This window comes from Amycolatopsis circi (assembly GCF_003385235.1).
GTDB classification, from domain to species: domain Bacteria; phylum Actinomycetota; class Actinomycetes; order Mycobacteriales; family Pseudonocardiaceae; genus Amycolatopsis; species Amycolatopsis circi.
The window spans coordinates 1-17,710 of sequence record NZ_PQIA01000169.1 but is presented as its reverse complement, the minus strand read 5'-3'; the positions used below and the strand labels follow the sequence as shown (position 1 = coordinate 17,710).

Genomic DNA, 17,710 nt, shown 5'->3' with positions numbered 1-17,710 from the left:
TCGCTCAAGGCGGCGCGCCGCTGGCACGGCCGGCCGACATCGTCCAAGCCGCCACTCGGGCGCTTCGCCCGTAACACCCCCCCGCCCCTCCCGGCTCAACGCTGGTCGTGTTTTGAATCGATCGTTACAGGAAAGGGTCTTCCATGTCCGCGCCCCAAGTGCCGTCCGCGGTCTACGTACTGGCGGCAGGCATTTTCGCCATGGTCACCAGCGAATTCGCCGTCGCCGGGCTGATGCCGCAACTCGCCGCCGGACTCGGCGTCGACGTCGCGCAGATCGGCTACCTCATCACGGTCTTCGCCGTCGCGATGGCGGTCGGCGGTCCAGTGCTGACGCTCGCGTTGCTGCGCATCCGGCCGAAAACCGCGTTGATGGTCATCTTCGCCGTGTTCTTGGCGGGCAATGTGCTGGCCGCGCTCGCGCCGACGTATGCGGTGATGGTGGTCGCGCGCGTGATCAGCGGCGTCGCGTCGCAAGCCTTCTTCGGCATCGCGATTTCCCTGTGCGGGCAACTGGTCGACGAACGCGTGCGCGGCCGGGCGATCGGCGTCGCGATGAACGGCCTGATGCTCGGCACTCTGCTCGGGCTGCCGCTGGCGACCTTCGCGGGCGGACATTTCGGCTGGCGGGCGGCGTTGTGGACGATCACCCTGCTGACCGTGCTGGCCGCGCTGCTCACTCAGTTCCAGGTGCCCGATTCCAGGCAGGCGCACCAGCGGGAGACCGCGGACCTGCGCGTTTTCCGCCGTCCGCGGCTGATTCTCGCGCTCGTCTCCAGCACGCTGATCATCGGCGCGACGTTCTCCGCGTTCAGCTTCTTCACGCCGATCCTGACCCAGGTCAGCGGGTTCTCGCCGGACACGGTCCCGCTGCTCTTGCTCGGCTACGGCGCGGCGACGGTCGTCGGCAACAGCGTCGTCGGCCGACTCGCTGACCGGCACACCGGATCGACGCTGGTCGTCGGCACCATCCTCAGTGCGGTCTTCCTGACCGGCTTCGCGCTGTTCACCGGCGTGCCCGCGGCCGCGCTGGCGTTCATGCTCGCGATCGGGCTGGTCGGGGTGACGATGAACCCGGCGATGGCGGTGCGGGTGCAGCGGGCCGGAAACACCAGTCCGCTGGTCAACACGGTGCACTCGTCGTTCATCACGCTCGGGGTCATGCTCGGCTCGTCCGTCGGCGCCAGCCTGATCGAGCCGTACGGCCTGCGCGCACCGATCGTCCTCGGCGCCGCGATGGCCGCGGCCGCGGTGCTGACGATCCTGCCTGCGTTCCGTCGCCGAGCGGTTCAGCCGGTGGTGCCTGTTCCGGAGGTCTGCTGCGCCAGCACGGCCGGATAGGTGGTTTCCAGCAGCTGCACCAGCGACTCCACCAGGAACGCACGCAGCTCGGCCCGCTCCAGCGTGCCGCGGACCAGCCATTCCCGGGACGCGGCGCGCAGCATCCCGCCGTACGCGCGGATCATCGCCCGCAGCTGCGGATGTCCGTTCTCGGGCAGCTGGGCGGCGGCGAGCACGCGGTCGGCGGCGATCTCGTCCGCCTCCCGCATGATCCGCTCGACCTCCGGGTCGTGCGCCGCGTCGATCACCGTGAGCCAGGCGTCGCGGTTGCGTTCCACGACGTCGATCCACCGGTCGATGCCGATCTCCAGCCGCAGCCGGGGCGGGCCGTCCGGCAGCGCGTCGACGACCGGGGCGGGCACGATCGTCATCTGCCGCACCACTTCGAGATACAGCTCGCGTTTGCCGCCGAAATAGTGGTTGATCAGCGGCCGGGCGACTCCCGCGGCCGCCGCGATGTCCGAAGTGGACACCGAGGAGTAGCTGCCCGCGCCGAAGCACCGCCGGGCCGCGGCGAGGATCTCGGCGCGGCGCTGCGCGGGGTCCAGCCGCCGCCGGGGTCCGCTGCTCACCGCGCCAGCCTCGCCGCCGGGCGAGGTCGTTGTCAACACGGTGCGCACTCCCGCGGAGCGCTGTCACCGGATGCCGTTACCCAACCGGAACAACCGGCCGGTAACTCCGGCCGCCCCGGCCGCGACCTTCTGCCCGGGGGACGTGGGGCGAGCGGAGCGGGCGATGAACGGCACGGACCAGCAGCCGCGGCCGCCCGGCCGGTGGGTCGGGGTGCGGTTGCACTACCGGCACGTCCGGATGGACGACCGGCCGTGCGCGACCGGCTGCCCGGAGGACGAGCTGACGGTGTCGTATCCGGGGATACTGATCAGCAGCTACGACGACGGCGAACTGGTGGAGGAGCGGTGGATCCCGCTGGGAGCCGAGCCGAGCGAGGAGGACGACGAGGCGCTGATCGAACAGCTGCGCGCGGCTCTCTGGTGGCAACTCGGCGAGACTCAGCCCGACGACACCTGACCCGCGCGGAGAAGTCCGTGAGGGGAACCCTGAGGGACTCAGAGTCCCTCAGGGTTCCCCTCACGGACTTTGCAGCCGTTGTTCGAGGCCGTCGAGGAGCAGGCGCAGGCCGTATTCGAAGATCTGGTCGAGGCTGTGCTGGGCCTGCTGGCTCGTCAGGCGGTCGAGCGCGGGATAGCGGCCGGTTTCGCCGATCCGGCGGAACTCGGCCTCGTGGCCGTCGAGCCATTCGTCGTTGGTCAGGCCGGTGTCTTGGCGCGCCCACGCTTCCGAGATTCCGGCGGAGTGGTAGCGGATCTCGAAATCCTCCGCAGCGACCTCGTCCAAATCCGCTACGGCACCGAAATCACCGCGCTGGCCGAGGAATCCGATGGGATCCGCGCGACCTTCAACGACGGCCCGGCGCGAACGTTCGACGTCGTGGTCGGCGCGGACGGCATCGGATCGGGCGTGCGGTCGCTGGTGTTCGGTCCTGAATCCGTCCGCGATCTGGGCTACCACCTCGGGTGCTTCCCGGCCCGGACGCGGCTCGCTCTCGACGGCTGGGAGGTCGTCTACAACCTGCCCGGGCAACGGCGTCGGCGGCAGGGTCGTCATGCTCTATCCGCTAGGCACTTCCGGAGAATGCCGGGTCCTGGTCGGTTTCACTTCGCCAGAACCGATTTCGCCGCAAGCAAACCCGGCCGCCGTGTTCGCCGGTGCGGGATGGGAGATTCCCGCACGGTCCTGCTCGGCGATTCGGCCTTCGGCGGTTCGCTCGGCATGGGGACCAGCCTGGCGCTCGTAGGGGCCTACGTCCTCGCCGGTGAACTGTCCACTATGGACGCCCCGCGAGCGGCTTTCGCCCGCTATGCCGACGAGATGCGGGATTACGTGGCAGCGAACCGGAAACGCCCGCCCGGCGGGTCCCGCGGATTCGCCCCGCGGACCCGGAACGGCATCCGCCTGCGCAATGCTGTTATGCGCGCGATACCGCATCTGCCAGGCGGACAGCGGATGCTGGGCGGGCTCCAGCGCTCGGCGAACGCCATCACGCTGAAGCCCTACCCAGCCTTACGCCTCTGACCCGGCGACCGTGCGGTCGACCGTCTCCGTCTTCTCCCGCAGGTCCACGCCACGGGTTTCCGGAAGCGTGAACACGACCAGCGCGCTGATCACCATCAGCACGATCCCGTAGATGATGAACAGCGACGGATGCCCGTTCCCGGCGAACAGCGTCTGCAAGTACGGTGCCGTGCCGCCGAACGCGGCGACCGCGATCGAGTACGGCACGCCGACGCCGACCGCGCGGATCCGGGTCGGGAAGATCTCCGCGTAGACCGCCGGGCCGATGGACGAGAACCCGGCCATGAACACCAGCGCGATCGACATCGCCACGAACAGCTGCCAAGCCTCGTGCCCGACCATCGCGTTCAGCGGGAAGCTCAGCACGAGCAGGCCCGCGATCGCGATGAACAGCACCGGCTTGCGGCCGATGCGGTCGGACAGCATTCCCCACAACGGCAAGGCGATCAGGAAGACGACGTTCGCGAACACGCCCGCCCACAGCGCGCCGGTCGGGGCGACTCCGCGGACCGTGATCGCGTACGACGGCGCGGCGACAGCCCACATGTAATAGATGACCGTCGCGCCGACCGTCAGCCCGATGACCTGCGCGAGCAGCTTCGGGTTCTGCTTGAGCGTCTGCCAGATCTGGCCCTTCTCCTTCGCCGCGTCCTTCTTCGCGGCCTGGAACACCTCGGTCTCGCGCATGCGAAGCCGCACGTAGAGCGAGTAAATCCCGAAGACGCCGCCGAGAATGAACGGGATCCGCCAGCCGAACGACAGCATCTGCTCGTGCGTCAAGACGCCGGAGAGGACCGCGCCCAGCAGCGTGCCGACGAGCACACCGCAGGTGCCGGAGAAGTAGATCAGGCTCGACCACAATCCGCGGCGGGCCGCCGGAGCGACCTCGGCGATGTAGGTCTGCGCGGACGGCAGCTCGCCACCGTGCGCGAGGCCCTGGGCCAGCCGCGCGACCACGAGGATCACCGACGCCCCCACGCCGATTTGGCCGTACGTGGGGGAAAGGCCGATGACCAGGCTGCCTGCCGCGGCGATCGCGACGGTCAGCGCCATCGCCAGCTGACGGCCCTTGCGGTCGGCGATCCAGCCGAAGACCCAGCCGCCGATCGGCCGCGCGGCGAACCCGACCGCGAACACCGCGAGCGTGCTCAGCAGCGCCGAAACCGCGCTGTGCGCGTTGAAGAACTGCGAGGCGAAGAAGGACGCGAAGGTGGCGTAGACATTCCAGTCGAACCATTCCATCGCGTTGCCGGCGCCGAGCCCGAACAGGGTGCGGCGACGGTTTGGGACCACAGAAGTCATCGCAGTGCTCCTTCGGCGAAACGGTCGAGACGGCGGACGGCGAGTTCTGCGTAGACGGTGGCGGCGCGAGACAGCACGGACGGGTCGAAATCGGCGTACGGACTGTGGTTGTTCGGCGCGGTGTGCGGTTCGAGGCCCGGCATCAGCGCGCCGAGGCCGAGGAACGTGCCCGGCACCGCGGCGAGCACGCGGGAGAAGTCCTCGGAACCGGCGACCGGGTTGGGCAATTCGGTGTAGTACTGCTCACCGATCGTCTCGCGGACGACCTCGGCACCGAACGCTGTCTCGTCGACATCCGTTACGGTCACTGGATATTCGTTCTCGAACACGACATCCGCGGTGACGCCGTTCGCCCGCGCGACACCGTCGATGGTCTCGCGGATGGTGGTGTCGAGCAGAGCCGCGGTGTCGTCGGAGAAGCAGCGGACGGTGGCCTCGAACTCGGCGGTCGCGGGGATGACGTTGCGCTTGGTGCCGCCGCGGATGACGCCGACGGTGAGCACCGCCGGGTCGAAGATGTCCAGCCGCCGCGTGATCATGGTCTGCAGCGCGGTGATCATCGCTGCCGCAGCGGAGATCGGGTCCTTGGCGCGGTGCGGCATCGACCCGTGGCCGCCTTCGCCGTGCACGGTCACGAGCAGCTTGTGCGAGGCGGACATCAGCGTCCCGGGACGGCTGGCGAACTGTCCGCTGGGCAGCATGGACGAGAAGACGTGCAGCCCGTACGCGGCGTCCACGCGTCGGCCAGCAGCGTCGAGCACACCTTCCTTCAGCATCACGCCCGCGCCGTCCCAGCCTTCTTCGCCGGGCTGGAACATCAGGACGACATCGCCGTCGAGCCGGTCGCGATGCGTGTGCAGCAACCGAGCCGCACCGACCAGCGACGTGGTGTGCAGGTCGTGGCCGCACGCGTGCATCGCGCCGTTGGTGGCGGCGAAATCGAGCCCAGTCGCCTCCTGGACCGGGAGGGCGTCCATGTCGGCGCGCAACAGGACCGTGCGCGGCTGAGCCGAATCCCGGGCCGAACCTTCACCGCGAAGCACCGCGGTCACCGACGTCGTGCCGGTGCCGGTGGAGACCTCCAGTCCGAGCCCGTCGAGTTCGCGCAGGACCCGTTCCTGGGTGCGGGGCAGGTCGAGGCCGATCTCAGGCTCGCGATGCAGGTCGCGGCGCAGCCGGGCCAGGTCGTCCTGCTGGCTGCGGGCGTCTTCGTGGAGGTCCACCGGCTCGGCTCCTCTTCGTTGGGGAACGGCGTCTTGGTGGTCGAGTGTGCGAACTGACGCCCGATATCGGGTTAGAGTTGTCGGAATCGCTCGCAGAATGGCCCTCTGGAGAAGAAAGAATGATCAACTCACTGGAGGAGGAAGACTTTTCGCTCATCCACGCACTGCAACTGCGCCCCCGTGCCACCTGGACGCAACTGGCCGCGGCCCTCGACTCCTCCCCGGTGACGCTGGCGCGGCGCTGGGAACGGCTGCGTGACGGGGGAGCGGCCTGGGTGACGGCCTATCCGCACGTGCCCGGGCTGTATCAGGTGCAGGCCGCGTACGTGGAGATCCGCTGCGCGAGCGGCCAGGTGCGAGAGCTGATCCGGGAGCTGTCGACCTGGCCTTCGGTGGCCAGCATCGAGGAGGCTTCGCGCGAGTACAGCGTGGTGCTGACAGTGTTCGGCCTCGGCCTGCGCGACCTGTCCGCTCTGCTGCTGGACGCGATCCCCAGCCTGCCCGGCGTGCTCAACACGCGCTCGCACCTCGCGTCGCGGCTGCACGTCGAGGGCAGCTCGTGGCGAGTAGGCGCGCTCGACCGGCGGCGCGTGCAGGCTCTGTCGCAACTACCGTCCATCGGCGGTGGGCGGCTGGCCAAGTTGCAGCCGTGGGAAGAGCCCTACGCCCCGCTGACCATCGCTCTGGGCGAGGATGGCCGACGCAGCGCTGCGGATCTTGCGCGGATCACCGGACGCCCCGTGTCGACCGTGCGTCGCCAGCTCGGACACCTGCTGAGTGCCGACGCGCTGACGTTCCGCTGCGAGATCGCGCAGGGACTTACGCCGTCGCCGGTCGTGGTCAACTGGTGGTGCCAGGTGCCGGTGGCGCATGTGTCGACGTGCGTGGACCGGTTGCGGGCCAACCCGACTGTGCGCCAGATCGCGAGCTTGCCCGGCCCGGCGAATCTTTTGGTGACCACGTGGATGCGGTCGATCGAGGAGTCGATGCGGATGCAGGAGCATTTGGAGCAGGACCTGGCGCCGTTGTCGGTGGTGGATTCGGCGCTGATCCTGCGGACGGTCAAGCGGATGGGGTGGCTGCTGGACGATTTGGGGCGGAGTACGGGGTTTGTGGTGACTATGCCTGCTCCTGCTCGGAAGGAAACGCCCTAGCTCAGGTCAGCCGGAACGTCGCGCGGTACTCGGACGGCGAGACGCCGAGCGCGTCGCGGAAGTGGCGGCGCAGAGTGGCGGCGCTGCCCATCCCGCAGCTCGCGGCGATCTGGTCGACCGGGGAATCGGTGCGCTCGAGCAGTTCCTGTGCGCGGGCGAGACGTTGCTGGTGCAGCCAGTTCAGCGGTGCGGAACCGAATTCGGCGCGCATCCGGCGGGCGAGTTGCCGGGAGCTGAGGCCGGCGTGGCGCGCGAGGTCGACGACCGTGAGCGGTTGCTCCAGCCGGGATCGCGCCCACTCCGCGGTGCGGGCCAGGCCGGAACCGTCCGGGGACGGCGGCGGGGACACGAATTGCGCCTGGCCGCCGTGCCGATGCGGCGGGACGACCAGGCGGCGGCCGAGGTCGTTGGCGACCGCCGCGCCCAGGTCTCGGCGCACCAGGTGCAGGCACAGGTCCAGGGCGGCGGTCTTGCCCGCCGAGGTGAGGATGTCGCCCTCGTCGACGTAGAGCACGTCGGAGCGCACTTTCACGCGCGGATAGCGGCGGGCCAGCTCGTCGGCGTGCATCCAGTGGGTGGTCGCGATCCGGCCGTCCAGCAGTCCCGCCTCGGCCAGGACGAACGAGCCGGTGCACAGGGCGGCGATCCGGACCCCGCTCGCGTGCGCCTCCCGGAGAGCGGCCGCGAGCGCCGGATCGATCTCCCCGCCGGGGGAATCCGTGGAGGGGACCACGATCAGGTCGGCGGCGGCTTCGCCGATCTCCGAGACGTCGATCGCGGGCAGCTGCGGCAGCCAGTGCCGCGGCGACCGGTCCGGGCAGGCCACGACGACGTCGTACCAAGCGCCGGTGGGGGAGAGGTCCGAACGGTCGACGCCGAAGACTTCCGCCGCGATCGCGACCTCGTACAGCATCGCGTGCTCATGCAGGACGAGCACTAGGCGAGGCATGTCCGATACTGTACGCAACTCGTCCTTTCAGACACTCACCAGCGGCGCGGGAGAGTGTCCAGAATCGACGGCATGACAGATTCCCAGCGGGTCCTGGTCTACGGCGCAAGCGGCCACACCGGAAAGTTCGTGGTCGACGAGTTGCTGCGACGCGGCCTTCGCCCGGTCGTCGCGGGGCGCAGTCTCGCGCGGCTCGCGCAGTTCGCGGAGCTTGACCGGCGTGCGGCAAGCGTCGAAGACGGGCCAGGTTTGCGGGCGCTCCTGGACGACGTCGCTGTGGTGATCAACTGCGCTGGCCCGTTCCTGGACACCGCGCTCCCGCTCGCGACGGCAGCCGTAGAAACCGGCACCCACTACCTGGACGTCACCGCTGAGCAGCCCGCCGTCCAGCAGCTCTACCGCGAACTCGACGCGTCCGCCCGCTCGGCCGGGACGGTCGTAGTGCCCGCCATGGCGTTCTACGGCGGGCTGGCCGATTTGCTCCTCACCGCAGTGCTCGGTCCGGAGGCGTCCGCTGCCGAGGTCGAGATCGCCATCGGACTGGACCGGTGGTGGCCCACGGAGGGAACCCGGGTCACCGGCGCCCGCAACACCGCGACCCGGCTGGTCATCCGGGACGGTGTCCTCGCCCCGATCTCCGACCCGGCGGCGACCGGCAAATGGGACTTCCCGGAGCCGATCGGCGCACAGTCCACTGTGGAGCTGCCGTTCTCCGAGGTCGTCACCATTGACCGGCATCTCGAGGTGGGAACATTGCGTTCTTGGCTGAACACGGCCCCGCTCGACGACCTCCGCGACCCGGACACCCCGGCCCCGCAGGCCCACGACGAGCACGGACGCTCGGCGCAACGCTTCGCCGTCGAAGTCACCGTCGGCTCCGGTGCGCAGACTCGCCGCGGCACCGCGACCGGACGCGACATCTACGCCACGACCGCCCCGCTTCTGGTCGAGGCCGCCGTCCGGCTTCTCGACGGCCGGTACCTCGGCCCGGGCGCGCTGGCACCAGGCGAGGCATTCGCCGCCGCTGACTTCCTGACGGCGATCCCGGACGCCGATTTCGAAGCTGTCTGGCACTAAGCCGCGGGGTGGGCTCGCAGAGGTCCGTGAGGGGAACCCTGAGGGAATCAGAGTCCCTCAGGGTTCCCCTCACGGACGTCCACAGCGCGGATCGTGCTCATCGGATCAAGCGCGCAACCCGTCGAACGCCATCTTGCACACCGCGTCCGCCAGTTCCTCCGGGGACGACCCCCGTCGCGGCCGGTACCACTCGATCAGCGAGTTCACCGTGCCGAACAGCAGCCGCGCCGCGATCGCCGGGTCGATATCCGGTCGGACATCCCCCTCCGCCTCGGCCTGCTTCACCAAGTCCGTCACCAGATGGTCGAACTCGCGCCGCCGCGCCAACGCCGCCCGCTCGGCCTTCGTGTTGCCCCGAACCCGCAGCAGCAACGTCACGAACGGCAGCCGATCCGCCAGCACCAGCACACTTCCGCGCACCAGATGCTCCAAGCGATCGATCGCCCGCCCGTCGAGAGCCTCCGTCGATTCCGCGACCTCGAACAGGCCGTCCAGCGCCCGGCCGACTGCCAGCCGCAGCAGTTCTTCCTTGCTTGGCACGTGGTGGTAGATCGCGGATTTCGTGATGCCGAGCTTGCGCGACAGGTCCTCCATGCTGGTCCCGTCGTAGCCGCGGTCGTTGAACAGCTTGACCGCGACCTGGAGCAGCGACTCCAGGTCGTAGCCGGGCCGGCCGCGGCGGGCGGGGGTCGTCACGAGCGTTCGTCCAGCACGCGGCGCATTTTACCGAGCGAGCGCTCCAGCGTGTCCGGGTCCACGACCTCCACCGAAACGCTTACCCCGACGCCGTCCTTCACCCCGGCGGCCACCAAGGCTGCGGCGGCGGTCCGGCCGTCGGCAGTGGTGTCCGCGCGGGCCTCGACGCGCACGGTGAGGTGGTCCAGGCGGCCGCGGGTCGAGCGGACCAGCTGGAAATGCGGGCTCAACCCGTCGGTGCGCAGGACGATTTCCTCGATCTGCGTGGGGAAAACGTTGACCCCGCGCAAAATGATGAGATCGTCGCTGCGGCCGGTCACCTTCTCCATCCGGCGGAAAGCGGGACGCGCCGTGCCGGGCAGCAGGCGGGTCAGGTCGCGGGTGCGGTAGCGGATGATCGGCAGCGCCTGTTTGGTCAGCGACGTGAACAGCAGTTCGCCGCGTTCGCCCTCGGGCAGCACCTGGTCGGTGAACGGATCGATCACCTCGGGGAAGAAGTGGTCCTCCCAGATGTGCAGGCCGTCCTTGGTTTCCGCGCATTCCTGCGCGACACCCGGGCCCATCACCTCGGACAGGCCGTAGATGTCGACCGCGTCCAGCGCGAACCGTTCTTCGATCTCGCTGCGCATCTGCTCGGTCCACGGCTCCGCGCCGAAAATGCCGACCTTGAGCGAGCTGGCCCGCGGATCCACGCCCTGGCGCTCGAATTCGTCGAGCAGCGTCAGCATGTACGACGGCGTGATCATGATGATCTCGGGCTTGAAGTCGGTGATCAGCTGGACCTGCCGAGTCGTCATCCCGCCGGACGCCGGAATCACTGTGCAGCCAAGCTTTTCCGCGCCGTAGTGCGCACCGAGCCCGCCGGTGAACAGGCCGTAGCCGTACGCCACGTGCACCTTGTGTCCCGGCCGTCCGCCCGCCGCGTGGATCGAGCGCGCCATCACGGTTGCCCAGGTGTCGAGGTCGTCCTCGGTGTAGCCGACGACGGTCGGCTTTCCGGTGGTGCCGCTGGACGCGTGCAGCCGGCGGATCTGGTCCTGCGGGACGGCGAACATGCCGAACGGGTAGCTGTCGCGCAGATCGGCCTTGGTGGTGAAGGGGAACTTCGCCAGGTCGCCCAGCTCGCGGCAGTCGTCGGGATGCACGCCCGCCTCGGCGAACTTCTTGCGGTACAGCGGGACGTTCTCGTACGCGTGCCGCAGGGTCCACTGCAGCCGTTCCAGCTGGAGCGACGCCAGCTCGTCGGCGCTGAGGTTTTCGGCGAGATCTGCAGTCGTGGGGGTCACTGTGCTTCCCGGGTCTTCTCGATGACGCGGCTGCGGCCGCGGAATTCGGCGACGACCTCGGGCCCGCCGGGGGTCTCCCGATGCACCGTGACGTCGTAGATGCCGTTGCGGCCGTAGCGGGTGCGCTCGGCGGCCGTCGCGACGAGGTGGTCACCCAGCTTTCCGGCGGCGACGAACGAGATCTCCGCGCCGGCGGCGACGGTGACCGGCCCGTACGTGTTGCAGGCGAGGGCGAAAGTGGTGTCGGCGAGCAGGAACACGTAACCGCCGTGGGCGATGTCGTGTCCGTTGACCATCGTCTCGGTGACCTTCATCGTGGCCACCGCCCGGCCGTCGGCCGCCTCGACGAGTTCGATGCCGAGCGAGCGGGACGCCTCGTCGGTGTCGAACATGGTGTGCGCGGCGTTGCGGATCACGAGTTCGTCCTCCGGAATGGTGACTTACTGACCGAACGGCCGGTAATCCTGGCCGGAGCCCAGTAAAGGCCGCGACCCCGCCGGTGTCAAGCAACGCGGGGGTTCCGATCAGCGGGGAGAACGGCTATCCTGCGAATTACTGAACGTCCGGTTGGTAATTCGGCGAGAGGGTCGGCATGGTTCTGCTCCGCAGCTACGTCTCCGGGGGATGGCACACGGCGCCGGGCGAGGGCGCCCCGCTGCACGACGCGGCGACCGGGGAGGAAGTGGCCCGGATTTCGTCGGAGGGGATCGACTTCGCCGCGGCGCTCGACTACGGCCGCACTGTCGGCGGTCCGGCGTTGCGGAAGCTGACGTTCCATCAGCGGGCCGCGCTGCTGAAGGCGCTCGCCTCGCACCTGCGTGAGCACCGCGAAGAGCTGTACGCGCTGTCGGCGCGCACGGGCGCGACGCTCGGCGACTCGAAGTTCGACATCGATGGCGGCATCGGCGTCCTGTTCAGCTACGGCTCGAAGGGCAAGCGCGAGCTGCCGAACGACACTGTGTACGTCGACGGCGCGGTCGAGCCGCTGAGCCGCGGCGGCACGTTCGTCGCGCAGCACATCGCTACTCCGCTGCAGGGCGTCGCGGTCCAGATCAACGCCTTCAACTTCCCGGTGTGGGGTCCGCTGGAGAAGTTCGCGCCCGCGTTCCTCGCCGGGGTGCCGAGCCTGATCAAGCCGGCCAGCCAGACCGCGTACCTGACCGCGCGGCTCGTGGAGCTGATTGTCGAGTCCGGCATCCTGCCTGAGGGCACGGTGCAGTTCGTCGCGGGCAGTGTCGGCGACCTGCTCGACCACGTCACCGCGCAGGACCTGGTGTCGTTCACCGGTTCCGCGTCCACCGCGCAGAAGCTGCGCGCGCACCCGGCGATCGTGCGCAACTCCGTGCGGTTCAACGCCGAGGCCGACTCGCTGAACTGCTCGATCCTCGCCCCGGACGCCCGGCCGTCGACGCCGGAGTTCGATCTCTTCGTCAAGCAGCTGACCACCGAGATGACGGTGAAGGCGGGCCAGAAGTGCACCGCGATCCGCCGAGCGTTCGTTCCGGCGGAAATGCTGGACGACGTGGCCGAAGCGGTCAGCGCCCGGCTCGCCAAGGTGACGGTGGGCAACCCGAACGCCGAGGGCGTGCGGATGGGCGCGCTGGCCAGCCTGGAACAGCGCGAGGAAGTGCGCCGTTCGCTGAAGGCGCTGCTCGACGCGGGCAGCATCGTCTTCGGCGACCCGGAGCACGTCGACGTCGTGGACGGCGACGAGGCGACCGGCGCGTTCATCTCGCCGATCCTGCTCAAGGCCGACCCGGAGCGCGCAGAGCCGCACGAGGTCGAGGCGTTCGGCCCGGTGTCCACGCTGATGCCCTACACGTCGGTCAAGCAGGTCATCGACTTCGCGGCGCGCGGCGGCGGCAGCCTGGCCGGGTCGGTCGTGACCGGCGATCCGGTGTTCGCCCGCGAGATCGTGCTGGGCGTCGCGCCGTACCACGGCCGCCTGCTCGTGCTCGACAGCGAAGACGCGAAGGAATCCACCGGGCACGGTTCGCCGATGCCGCAGCTGGTCCACGGCGGCCCCGGTCGCGCGGGCGGCGGCGAGGAAATGGGCGGTGTACGCGGCGTGCTGCACCACATGCAGCGCACGGCCGTGCAGGGCAGCCCGACGGTGCTCGGCGCCGTCACCGGCCGGTGGGTCGAGGGCGGTCCGCGGACCGAGGACGACGTCCACCCGTTCCGGAAGTCGTTGGCCGAGTTGAAGGTCGGAGACTCGGTGGTGGCCGGTCCGCGCACCGTCACGCGCGCCGACATCGACCACTTCGCCGACTTCACCGGCGACACCTTCTACGCGCACACCGATGAAGCGGCCGCGGCGGCGAACCCGCTGTTCGGCGGCATCGTGGCGCACGGCTACCTGGTCGTCTCGTTCGCCGCAGGACTGTTCGTCTCGCCCGAGCCGGGTCCGGTGCTGGCGAACTACGGCCTGGAGAACCTGCGTTTCCTCACGCCGGTGAAGGTCGACGACGCGCTGACGGTCACCTTGACCGCCAAGCAGATCACGCCGCGGATCGACCAGGAGTACGGCGAAGTCCGCTGGGACGCCGACGTCACCAACCAGGACGGCGACTCGGTCGCGAAGTACGACGTGCTCACTCTCGTCTCGAAGGAGCAGCTGTGACCGCTGTGGCAGAACCTGAGTTGGAAGCCCTGTTCGAGCACACCATCGAACGGGACCAGCGCATCGAGCCGCGCGACTGGATTCCCGAGGGCTACCGCAAGACGATGATCCGCCAGATCGCGCAGCACGCGCATTCGGAGATCATCGGCATGCAGCCGGAGGGCAACTGGATCACCCGCGCGCCTTCGTTGCGGCGCAAGGCGATCCTGCTCGCCAAGGTGCAGGACGAGGCAGGTCACGGGCTGTACCTGTACTCCGCGGCGGCGACGCTCGGCGCGGACCGCGCGGACCTGACCGACAAGCTCATCACCGGCAGGCAGAAGTACTCGTCGATCTTCAACTACCCGACGCTGACCTTCGCCGACGTCGGCGTGATCGGCTGGCTGGTGGACGGCGCGGCGATCTGCAACCAGGTGCCGCTGTGCCGGTCGTCGTACGGGCCGTACGCGCGGGCGATGATCCGGATCTGCAAGGAGGAGTCCTTCCATCAGCGGCAGGGCTACGAACTGCTGATGACCATGATGCGCGGCACTGAGCAGCAGCGGGAAATGGTGCAGGAGGCAGTGAACCGCTGGTGGTGGCCGTCGCTGATGATGTTCGGGCCGCCGGACGCGGATTCGCCGAACACCGCGCAGTCGATGGCGTGGAAGGTCAAGCGGCACACCAACGACGAGCTGCGGCAGCGCTTTGTCGACATGTCCGTTCCGCAGGCCGAGGCGCTCGGCGTGACCTTCCCGGACCCGGAGCTGAAGTGGAACGCTTCGCGCGAGCACTACGACTTCGGTGCGGTCGACTGGGACGAGTTCAAGAACGTGCTCAAGGGCAACGGCCCGTGCAACGCGGACCGCATCGCACATCGGCGGCGCGCACACGACGAAGGTGCCTGGGTTCGGGAAGCCGCGGCAGCACATGCGGCCAAGCTGCAGTTGGGGGGTCCAGGGGGGCTTGCCCACCGGCCGGGGTCTGGGGCTCGGCCCCAGAAGGCACAGAAAGAGGTTTCGGCATGAAGCATGACTGGCCGTTGTACGAGGTGTTCGTCCGCGGGAAGCGGGGCCTGAACCACGTGCACGTGGGTTCGCTGCACGCGGCGGACGACGAGATGGCGCTGCACCACGCGCGCGATCTCTACACGCGTCGCAACGAAGGTGTGTCGATCTGGGTCGTTCGCGCCTCGGACATCACCGCGTCGTCGCCGGACGAGAAGGACCCGTTCTTCGCGCCCAGCGGGGACAAGGTGTACCGGCACCCGACGTTCTACGACATTCCCGACAACGTTCCCCACATGTGAGGTCTGGGATGTCTTTCGACAATGTCTATGAAGCCATCACCGAAGACAACGACGCTCGGTGGGCTTTCGGCACTGGATTCGCCGACCCGCTGTCCGGGGTGGACACTTCGGTGCCGTCCGGAGTGGACGGTGCGCAGCTGGCCGCGTACTGCCTGATGCTGGGCGACGACGCGTTGATCTTCTCGCACCGGTTGCAGGAGTGGGTCAGCAACGCGCCGGAGCTGGAGGACGAGGTCGCGATCGCGAACATCGGCCTCGATCTGCTCGGCCAGGCGCGGTTGCTGCTGGCTCGGTCCGGCAAGGCGGATGGTACCGATCGGTCTGAGGACACGTTCGCGTTCTTGCGGGCGGAGAACGAGTACCGGAACGTGCGGTTGGCTGAGCTGGGCGGCGGGCACTTCGGGCATTTGATCGCGCAGCTGTTCGTGTTCTCCACTTGGCGGCTCGCCTTGTTCCAGCAGTTGGAGTCCAGTGTGGACCCGGTGCTGGCGGCGATCGCGGCCAAGGGTGTGAAGGAATTGGCCTACCACCGGGATTATGCTGCGCAGTGGTTGGTGCGGTTGGGTGATGGCACCCCGTTGTCGCACGAGCGGATGGCTGAGGGGCTGGCTGCGGTGTGGCCGTATGTCGAGGAGTTGTTCTCGACGCATCCGGTTGAGCTGGTGGATGCTGCTTCGTTGCGGCCGGAGTTCGACGCTGTTGTGGACCAGGCGTTGGCTGCGGGGACCTTGGAACGGCCGGAGACCGGTGCCATTGCTGGGGTTTCCGGTCGTACTGGCCGCGACGGTGTCCACACTGAACAGATGGGCTTTCTTCTGGCCGAGTTGCAGAGTGTGGCTCGGGCTATGCCTGGGGCGTCGTGGTGACCGCGGTCGCGGTGGCTGCCACGGTCACTGATCCCGAGTTGCCGATGCTGACGCTCGCGGATCTCGGTGTGTTGCGCGAAGTGTCCGAAAAGGACGGTCGGGTTACGGTTTCGATTACGCCGACGTATACCGGTTGTCCGGCGATGGACACTATGCGGGACGACCTCGAGCACGCGTTGCGTGGTGCTGGGTATACCGAGATCGACATTCGCACTGTGCTGGAACCGGCTTGGACTTCGGATTGGATCAGTGAGGACGGGCGGCGGAAGCTTGCCGAGGCTGGGATCGCACCGCCGGGCACCGCGCCTAGGCGGGCTGCCGGGCCGATTCCGTTGTCGCTCGGGCCTTCTGTGCGGCGGGTGGCTTGTCCGCATTGCGGGTCTTCGGATACGGAGGAGCAGTCCCGGTTCAGTGCGACTGCGTGCAAAGCGTTGCGGCGGTGCCGGTCTTGCTGGGAGCCGTTCGAACACGTCAAGGAGATTTGAGTGACTGCCACCGTTTCCCGTCGTACCGGGTTCCATCCGTTGCGGGTGGCTGATGTCGAGCGGCTTTGCGATGACGCTGTGGCCGTCACGTTTGACGTGCCTTCCGAACTCGCCGAAACCTACGCCTTCGCGCCTGGGCAGTCGCTTACCTTGCGGCGGATGGTGGACGGTCGCGATGAGCGGCGGTCTTATTCGATCTGTGCGGCGGCAGGGGAGCGGCCTCGGGTCGGGGTTCGGTTGGTGCCGGACGGGGTGTTTTCGTCTTGGCTGGTCAATGAGGTTCGTCCTGGGGACACGGTTGAGGTTTCCGCGCCTACTGGGTCGTTTACTCCGGACCTTGCCGCTGGTGGGCATCATGTGCTGATCGCTGCTGGGTCTGGGATTACACCGGTGTTGTCGATCGCGGCCTCGCTGCTGGCCACGCCGGATGCTTCGGTGACTGTGCTGTATGGGAATCGGCGTACTGACACGGTGATGTTCGCTGATGATCTGGCTGATTTGAAGGACCGGTATCCGGCGCGGTTGGAACTGGTGCATGTGCTGTCTCGGGAGCCTCGTGAGGCTGAGTTGTTCACTGGGCGGTTGGACGCGGACAAGCTGAGTGCGTTGTTCGGGTCGATTGTGCCGGTGGAGGATGTTGACCATTTTTGGCTGTGTGGGCCGTTTGGGATGGTGACCTCGGCGCAGGATCTTCTTGGTTCGCTGGGGGTTCCGGGGGAGCGGGTTCATCAGGAACTGTTCTATGTGGACGATGTGCCGCCGGAGCCGGTTAAGCATGTTGATCCTGCTGTTGTTGGTGCTTCGTCTGAGGTGACCCTCGTTCTTGACGGTCGTTCCACGACGATGAGTCTGCCTCGGGAATCGTCTGTGTTGGATGGGGCGCAGCGGTTTCGGCCCGACTTGCCTTTTGCTTGCAAGGGTGGGGTTTGTGGGACTTGCCGGGCGCGGGTGACTGAGGGGGCCGTTGATATGCGGCGGAATTTTGCGCTGGAGAAGGCTGAGGTGGAGGCTGGGTTTGTGCTGACTTGTCAGTCTCATCCGGTTTCTGAGCGGGTTACTGTTGATTTTGATGCTTGAGGGTTCGGCTTTCGTGGGGGGCTCGTCGCCTGGCGGCGACATTGCGCCCGTTGGTTGCGTGGGGCACCCCGAAGCTTGATTGTGCTGACGGTCTGGGGGTGCTTGTCAAGGCGGGAAAGATGCCTTGACAAGCACCCCCAGACCGCAGGGACGCTTCGTATCGGGGTGCGGGGGAGGGGCTGGGTGCCTCGAGTGTTGGTGCGTCGGCTGCGGTTTGGTTGCGTGGTCTCTGCGTGGATGGCAGTCTGGC

19 protein-coding genes are annotated in these 17,710 nt (G+C 68.2%); 11 read left to right on the top strand and 8 right to left on the bottom strand.

What is annotated here, in order from left to right; translation table 11 throughout:
- Positions 1-143 precede the first annotated feature (143 nt).
- Positions 144-1,340, top strand: a complete 1,197-nt coding sequence (locus D0D37_RS41365) for an MFS transporter (protein WP_244223859.1) — start codon at positions 144-146, stop codon at positions 1,338-1,340.
- Here D0D37_RS41365 and D0D37_RS41360 read toward each other — a convergent pair.
- Positions 1,289-1,912 (bottom strand): TetR/AcrR family transcriptional regulator, encoded by a 624-nt coding sequence (locus D0D37_RS41360; protein ID WP_116206029.1) that lies wholly within the window; start codon positions 1,910-1,912, stop codon positions 1,289-1,291. The genes D0D37_RS41365 and D0D37_RS41360 overlap by 52 nt on opposite strands.
- 163 nt (positions 1,913-2,075) lie before the next feature.
- Here D0D37_RS41360 and D0D37_RS41355 point away from each other — a divergent pair, with 163 nt between their 5' ends.
- Positions 2,076-2,369 carry a hypothetical protein gene (locus D0D37_RS41355; RefSeq protein WP_116206026.1) on the top strand — a complete coding sequence of 98 codons (294 nt, stop codon included), beginning with the start codon at positions 2,076-2,078 and terminating at the stop codon, positions 2,367-2,369.
- 60 nt (positions 2,370-2,429) lie between these two features.
- On the opposite strand, the gene D0D37_RS41350 is transcribed toward D0D37_RS41355, so the two are convergent.
- On the bottom strand, positions 2,430-2,966 hold the full coding sequence (locus D0D37_RS41350; RefSeq protein ID WP_116206025.1) for a TetR/AcrR family transcriptional regulator C-terminal domain-containing protein: 537 nt from the start codon (positions 2,964-2,966) through the stop codon (positions 2,430-2,432).
- Between the two features lie 108 nt (positions 2,967-3,074).
- Here D0D37_RS41350 and D0D37_RS41345 point away from each other — a divergent pair, with 108 nt between their 5' ends.
- Positions 3,075-3,434 (top strand): Rossmann-fold NAD(P)-binding domain-containing protein, encoded by a 360-nt coding sequence (locus tag D0D37_RS41345; RefSeq protein WP_116206024.1) that lies wholly within the window; start codon positions 3,075-3,077, stop codon positions 3,432-3,434.
- Here D0D37_RS41345 and D0D37_RS41340 read toward each other — a convergent pair.
- A complete protein-coding gene (locus tag D0D37_RS41340; protein WP_116206023.1) occupies positions 3,423-4,736 on the bottom strand; it encodes an MFS transporter in 1,314 nt (437 codons plus the stop codon). The two genes, D0D37_RS41345 and D0D37_RS41340, sit on opposite strands and share 12 nt — an antisense overlap.
- Positions 4,733-5,959, bottom strand: coding sequence for a M20 metallopeptidase family protein (locus tag D0D37_RS41335; RefSeq protein ID WP_116206022.1), 1,227 nt, complete (start codon positions 5,957-5,959; stop codon positions 4,733-4,735). Before D0D37_RS41335 ends, D0D37_RS41340 begins: the two co-directional genes overlap by 4 nt.
- 119 nt (positions 5,960-6,078) lie before the next feature.
- Between D0D37_RS41335 and D0D37_RS41330 the strand changes: the two genes are divergently transcribed.
- Positions 6,079-7,113 carry an Lrp/AsnC family transcriptional regulator gene (locus D0D37_RS41330; protein ID WP_116206021.1) on the top strand — a complete coding sequence of 345 codons (1,035 nt, stop codon included), beginning with the start codon at positions 6,079-6,081 and terminating at the stop codon, positions 7,111-7,113.
- 1 nt (position 7,114) lies between these two features.
- On the opposite strand, the gene D0D37_RS41325 is transcribed toward D0D37_RS41330, so the two are convergent.
- The gene (locus tag D0D37_RS41325) at positions 7,115-8,062 is read right to left on the bottom strand and encodes a GlxA family transcriptional regulator (protein WP_116206020.1); all 948 of its coding nucleotides are present in this window, start codon (positions 8,060-8,062) and stop codon (positions 7,115-7,117) included.
- 72 nt (positions 8,063-8,134) lie between these two features.
- Here D0D37_RS41325 and D0D37_RS41320 point away from each other — a divergent pair, with 72 nt between their 5' ends.
- Entirely contained in the window at positions 8,135-9,139 is a 1,005-nt protein-coding gene (locus D0D37_RS41320) for a saccharopine dehydrogenase family protein (protein ID WP_116206019.1), read from the top strand.
- 105 nt (positions 9,140-9,244) lie between these two features.
- Here the strand turns inward: D0D37_RS41320 and D0D37_RS41315 are convergent, their stop codons facing one another.
- From D0D37_RS41315 to paaI, 3 genes are read right to left on the bottom strand one after another with little or no spacing between them, the layout of a single operon-like run.
- A complete protein-coding gene (locus D0D37_RS41315) occupies positions 9,245-9,835 on the bottom strand; it encodes a TetR/AcrR family transcriptional regulator (RefSeq protein WP_116206018.1) in 591 nt (196 codons plus the stop codon).
- On the bottom strand, positions 9,832-11,121 hold the full coding sequence (gene paaK, locus D0D37_RS41310; protein WP_116206017.1) for a phenylacetate--CoA ligase PaaK: 1,290 nt from the start codon (positions 11,119-11,121) through the stop codon (positions 9,832-9,834). The genes D0D37_RS41315 and paaK overlap by 4 nt, the downstream gene beginning before the upstream one ends.
- Positions 11,118-11,513, bottom strand: coding sequence for a hydroxyphenylacetyl-CoA thioesterase PaaI (paaI, locus tag D0D37_RS41305; protein WP_208720501.1), 396 nt, complete (start codon positions 11,511-11,513; stop codon positions 11,118-11,120). Before paaI ends, paaK begins: the two co-directional genes overlap by 4 nt.
- Before the next feature lie 200 nt (positions 11,514-11,713).
- Between paaI and paaZ the strand changes: the two genes are divergently transcribed.
- Genes paaZ through paaE form a run of 6 tightly spaced genes read left to right on the top strand, consistent with a single transcriptional unit; the run spans position 11,714 to position 17,460 of the window.
- Positions 11,714-13,744 (top strand): phenylacetic acid degradation bifunctional protein PaaZ, encoded by a 2,031-nt coding sequence (gene paaZ, locus D0D37_RS41300; protein ID WP_116206016.1) that lies wholly within the window; start codon positions 11,714-11,716, stop codon positions 13,742-13,744.
- Positions 13,741-14,751 carry a 1,2-phenylacetyl-CoA epoxidase subunit PaaA gene (gene paaA / locus D0D37_RS41295; RefSeq protein WP_167493638.1) on the top strand — a complete coding sequence of 337 codons (1,011 nt, stop codon included), beginning with the start codon at positions 13,741-13,743 and terminating at the stop codon, positions 14,749-14,751. The genes paaZ and paaA overlap by 4 nt, the downstream gene beginning before the upstream one ends.
- The gene (gene paaB / locus D0D37_RS41290) at positions 14,748-15,032 is read left to right on the top strand and encodes a 1,2-phenylacetyl-CoA epoxidase subunit PaaB (protein ID WP_009073848.1); all 285 of its coding nucleotides are present in this window, start codon (positions 14,748-14,750) and stop codon (positions 15,030-15,032) included. Before paaA ends, paaB begins: the two co-directional genes overlap by 4 nt.
- Before the next feature lie 8 nt (positions 15,033-15,040).
- Positions 15,041-15,898 (top strand): 1,2-phenylacetyl-CoA epoxidase subunit PaaC, encoded by an 858-nt coding sequence (gene paaC, locus D0D37_RS41285; protein ID WP_116206015.1) that lies wholly within the window; start codon positions 15,041-15,043, stop codon positions 15,896-15,898.
- Positions 15,892-16,383, top strand: coding sequence for a 1,2-phenylacetyl-CoA epoxidase subunit PaaD (gene paaD, locus D0D37_RS41280; RefSeq protein ID WP_116206014.1), 492 nt, complete (start codon positions 15,892-15,894; stop codon positions 16,381-16,383). Before paaC ends, paaD begins: the two co-directional genes overlap by 7 nt.
- Entirely contained in the window at positions 16,384-17,460 is a 1,077-nt protein-coding gene (paaE, locus tag D0D37_RS41275) for a 1,2-phenylacetyl-CoA epoxidase subunit PaaE (RefSeq protein WP_116206013.1), read from the top strand.
- The last annotated feature ends 250 nt before the right edge of the window (positions 17,461-17,710 follow it).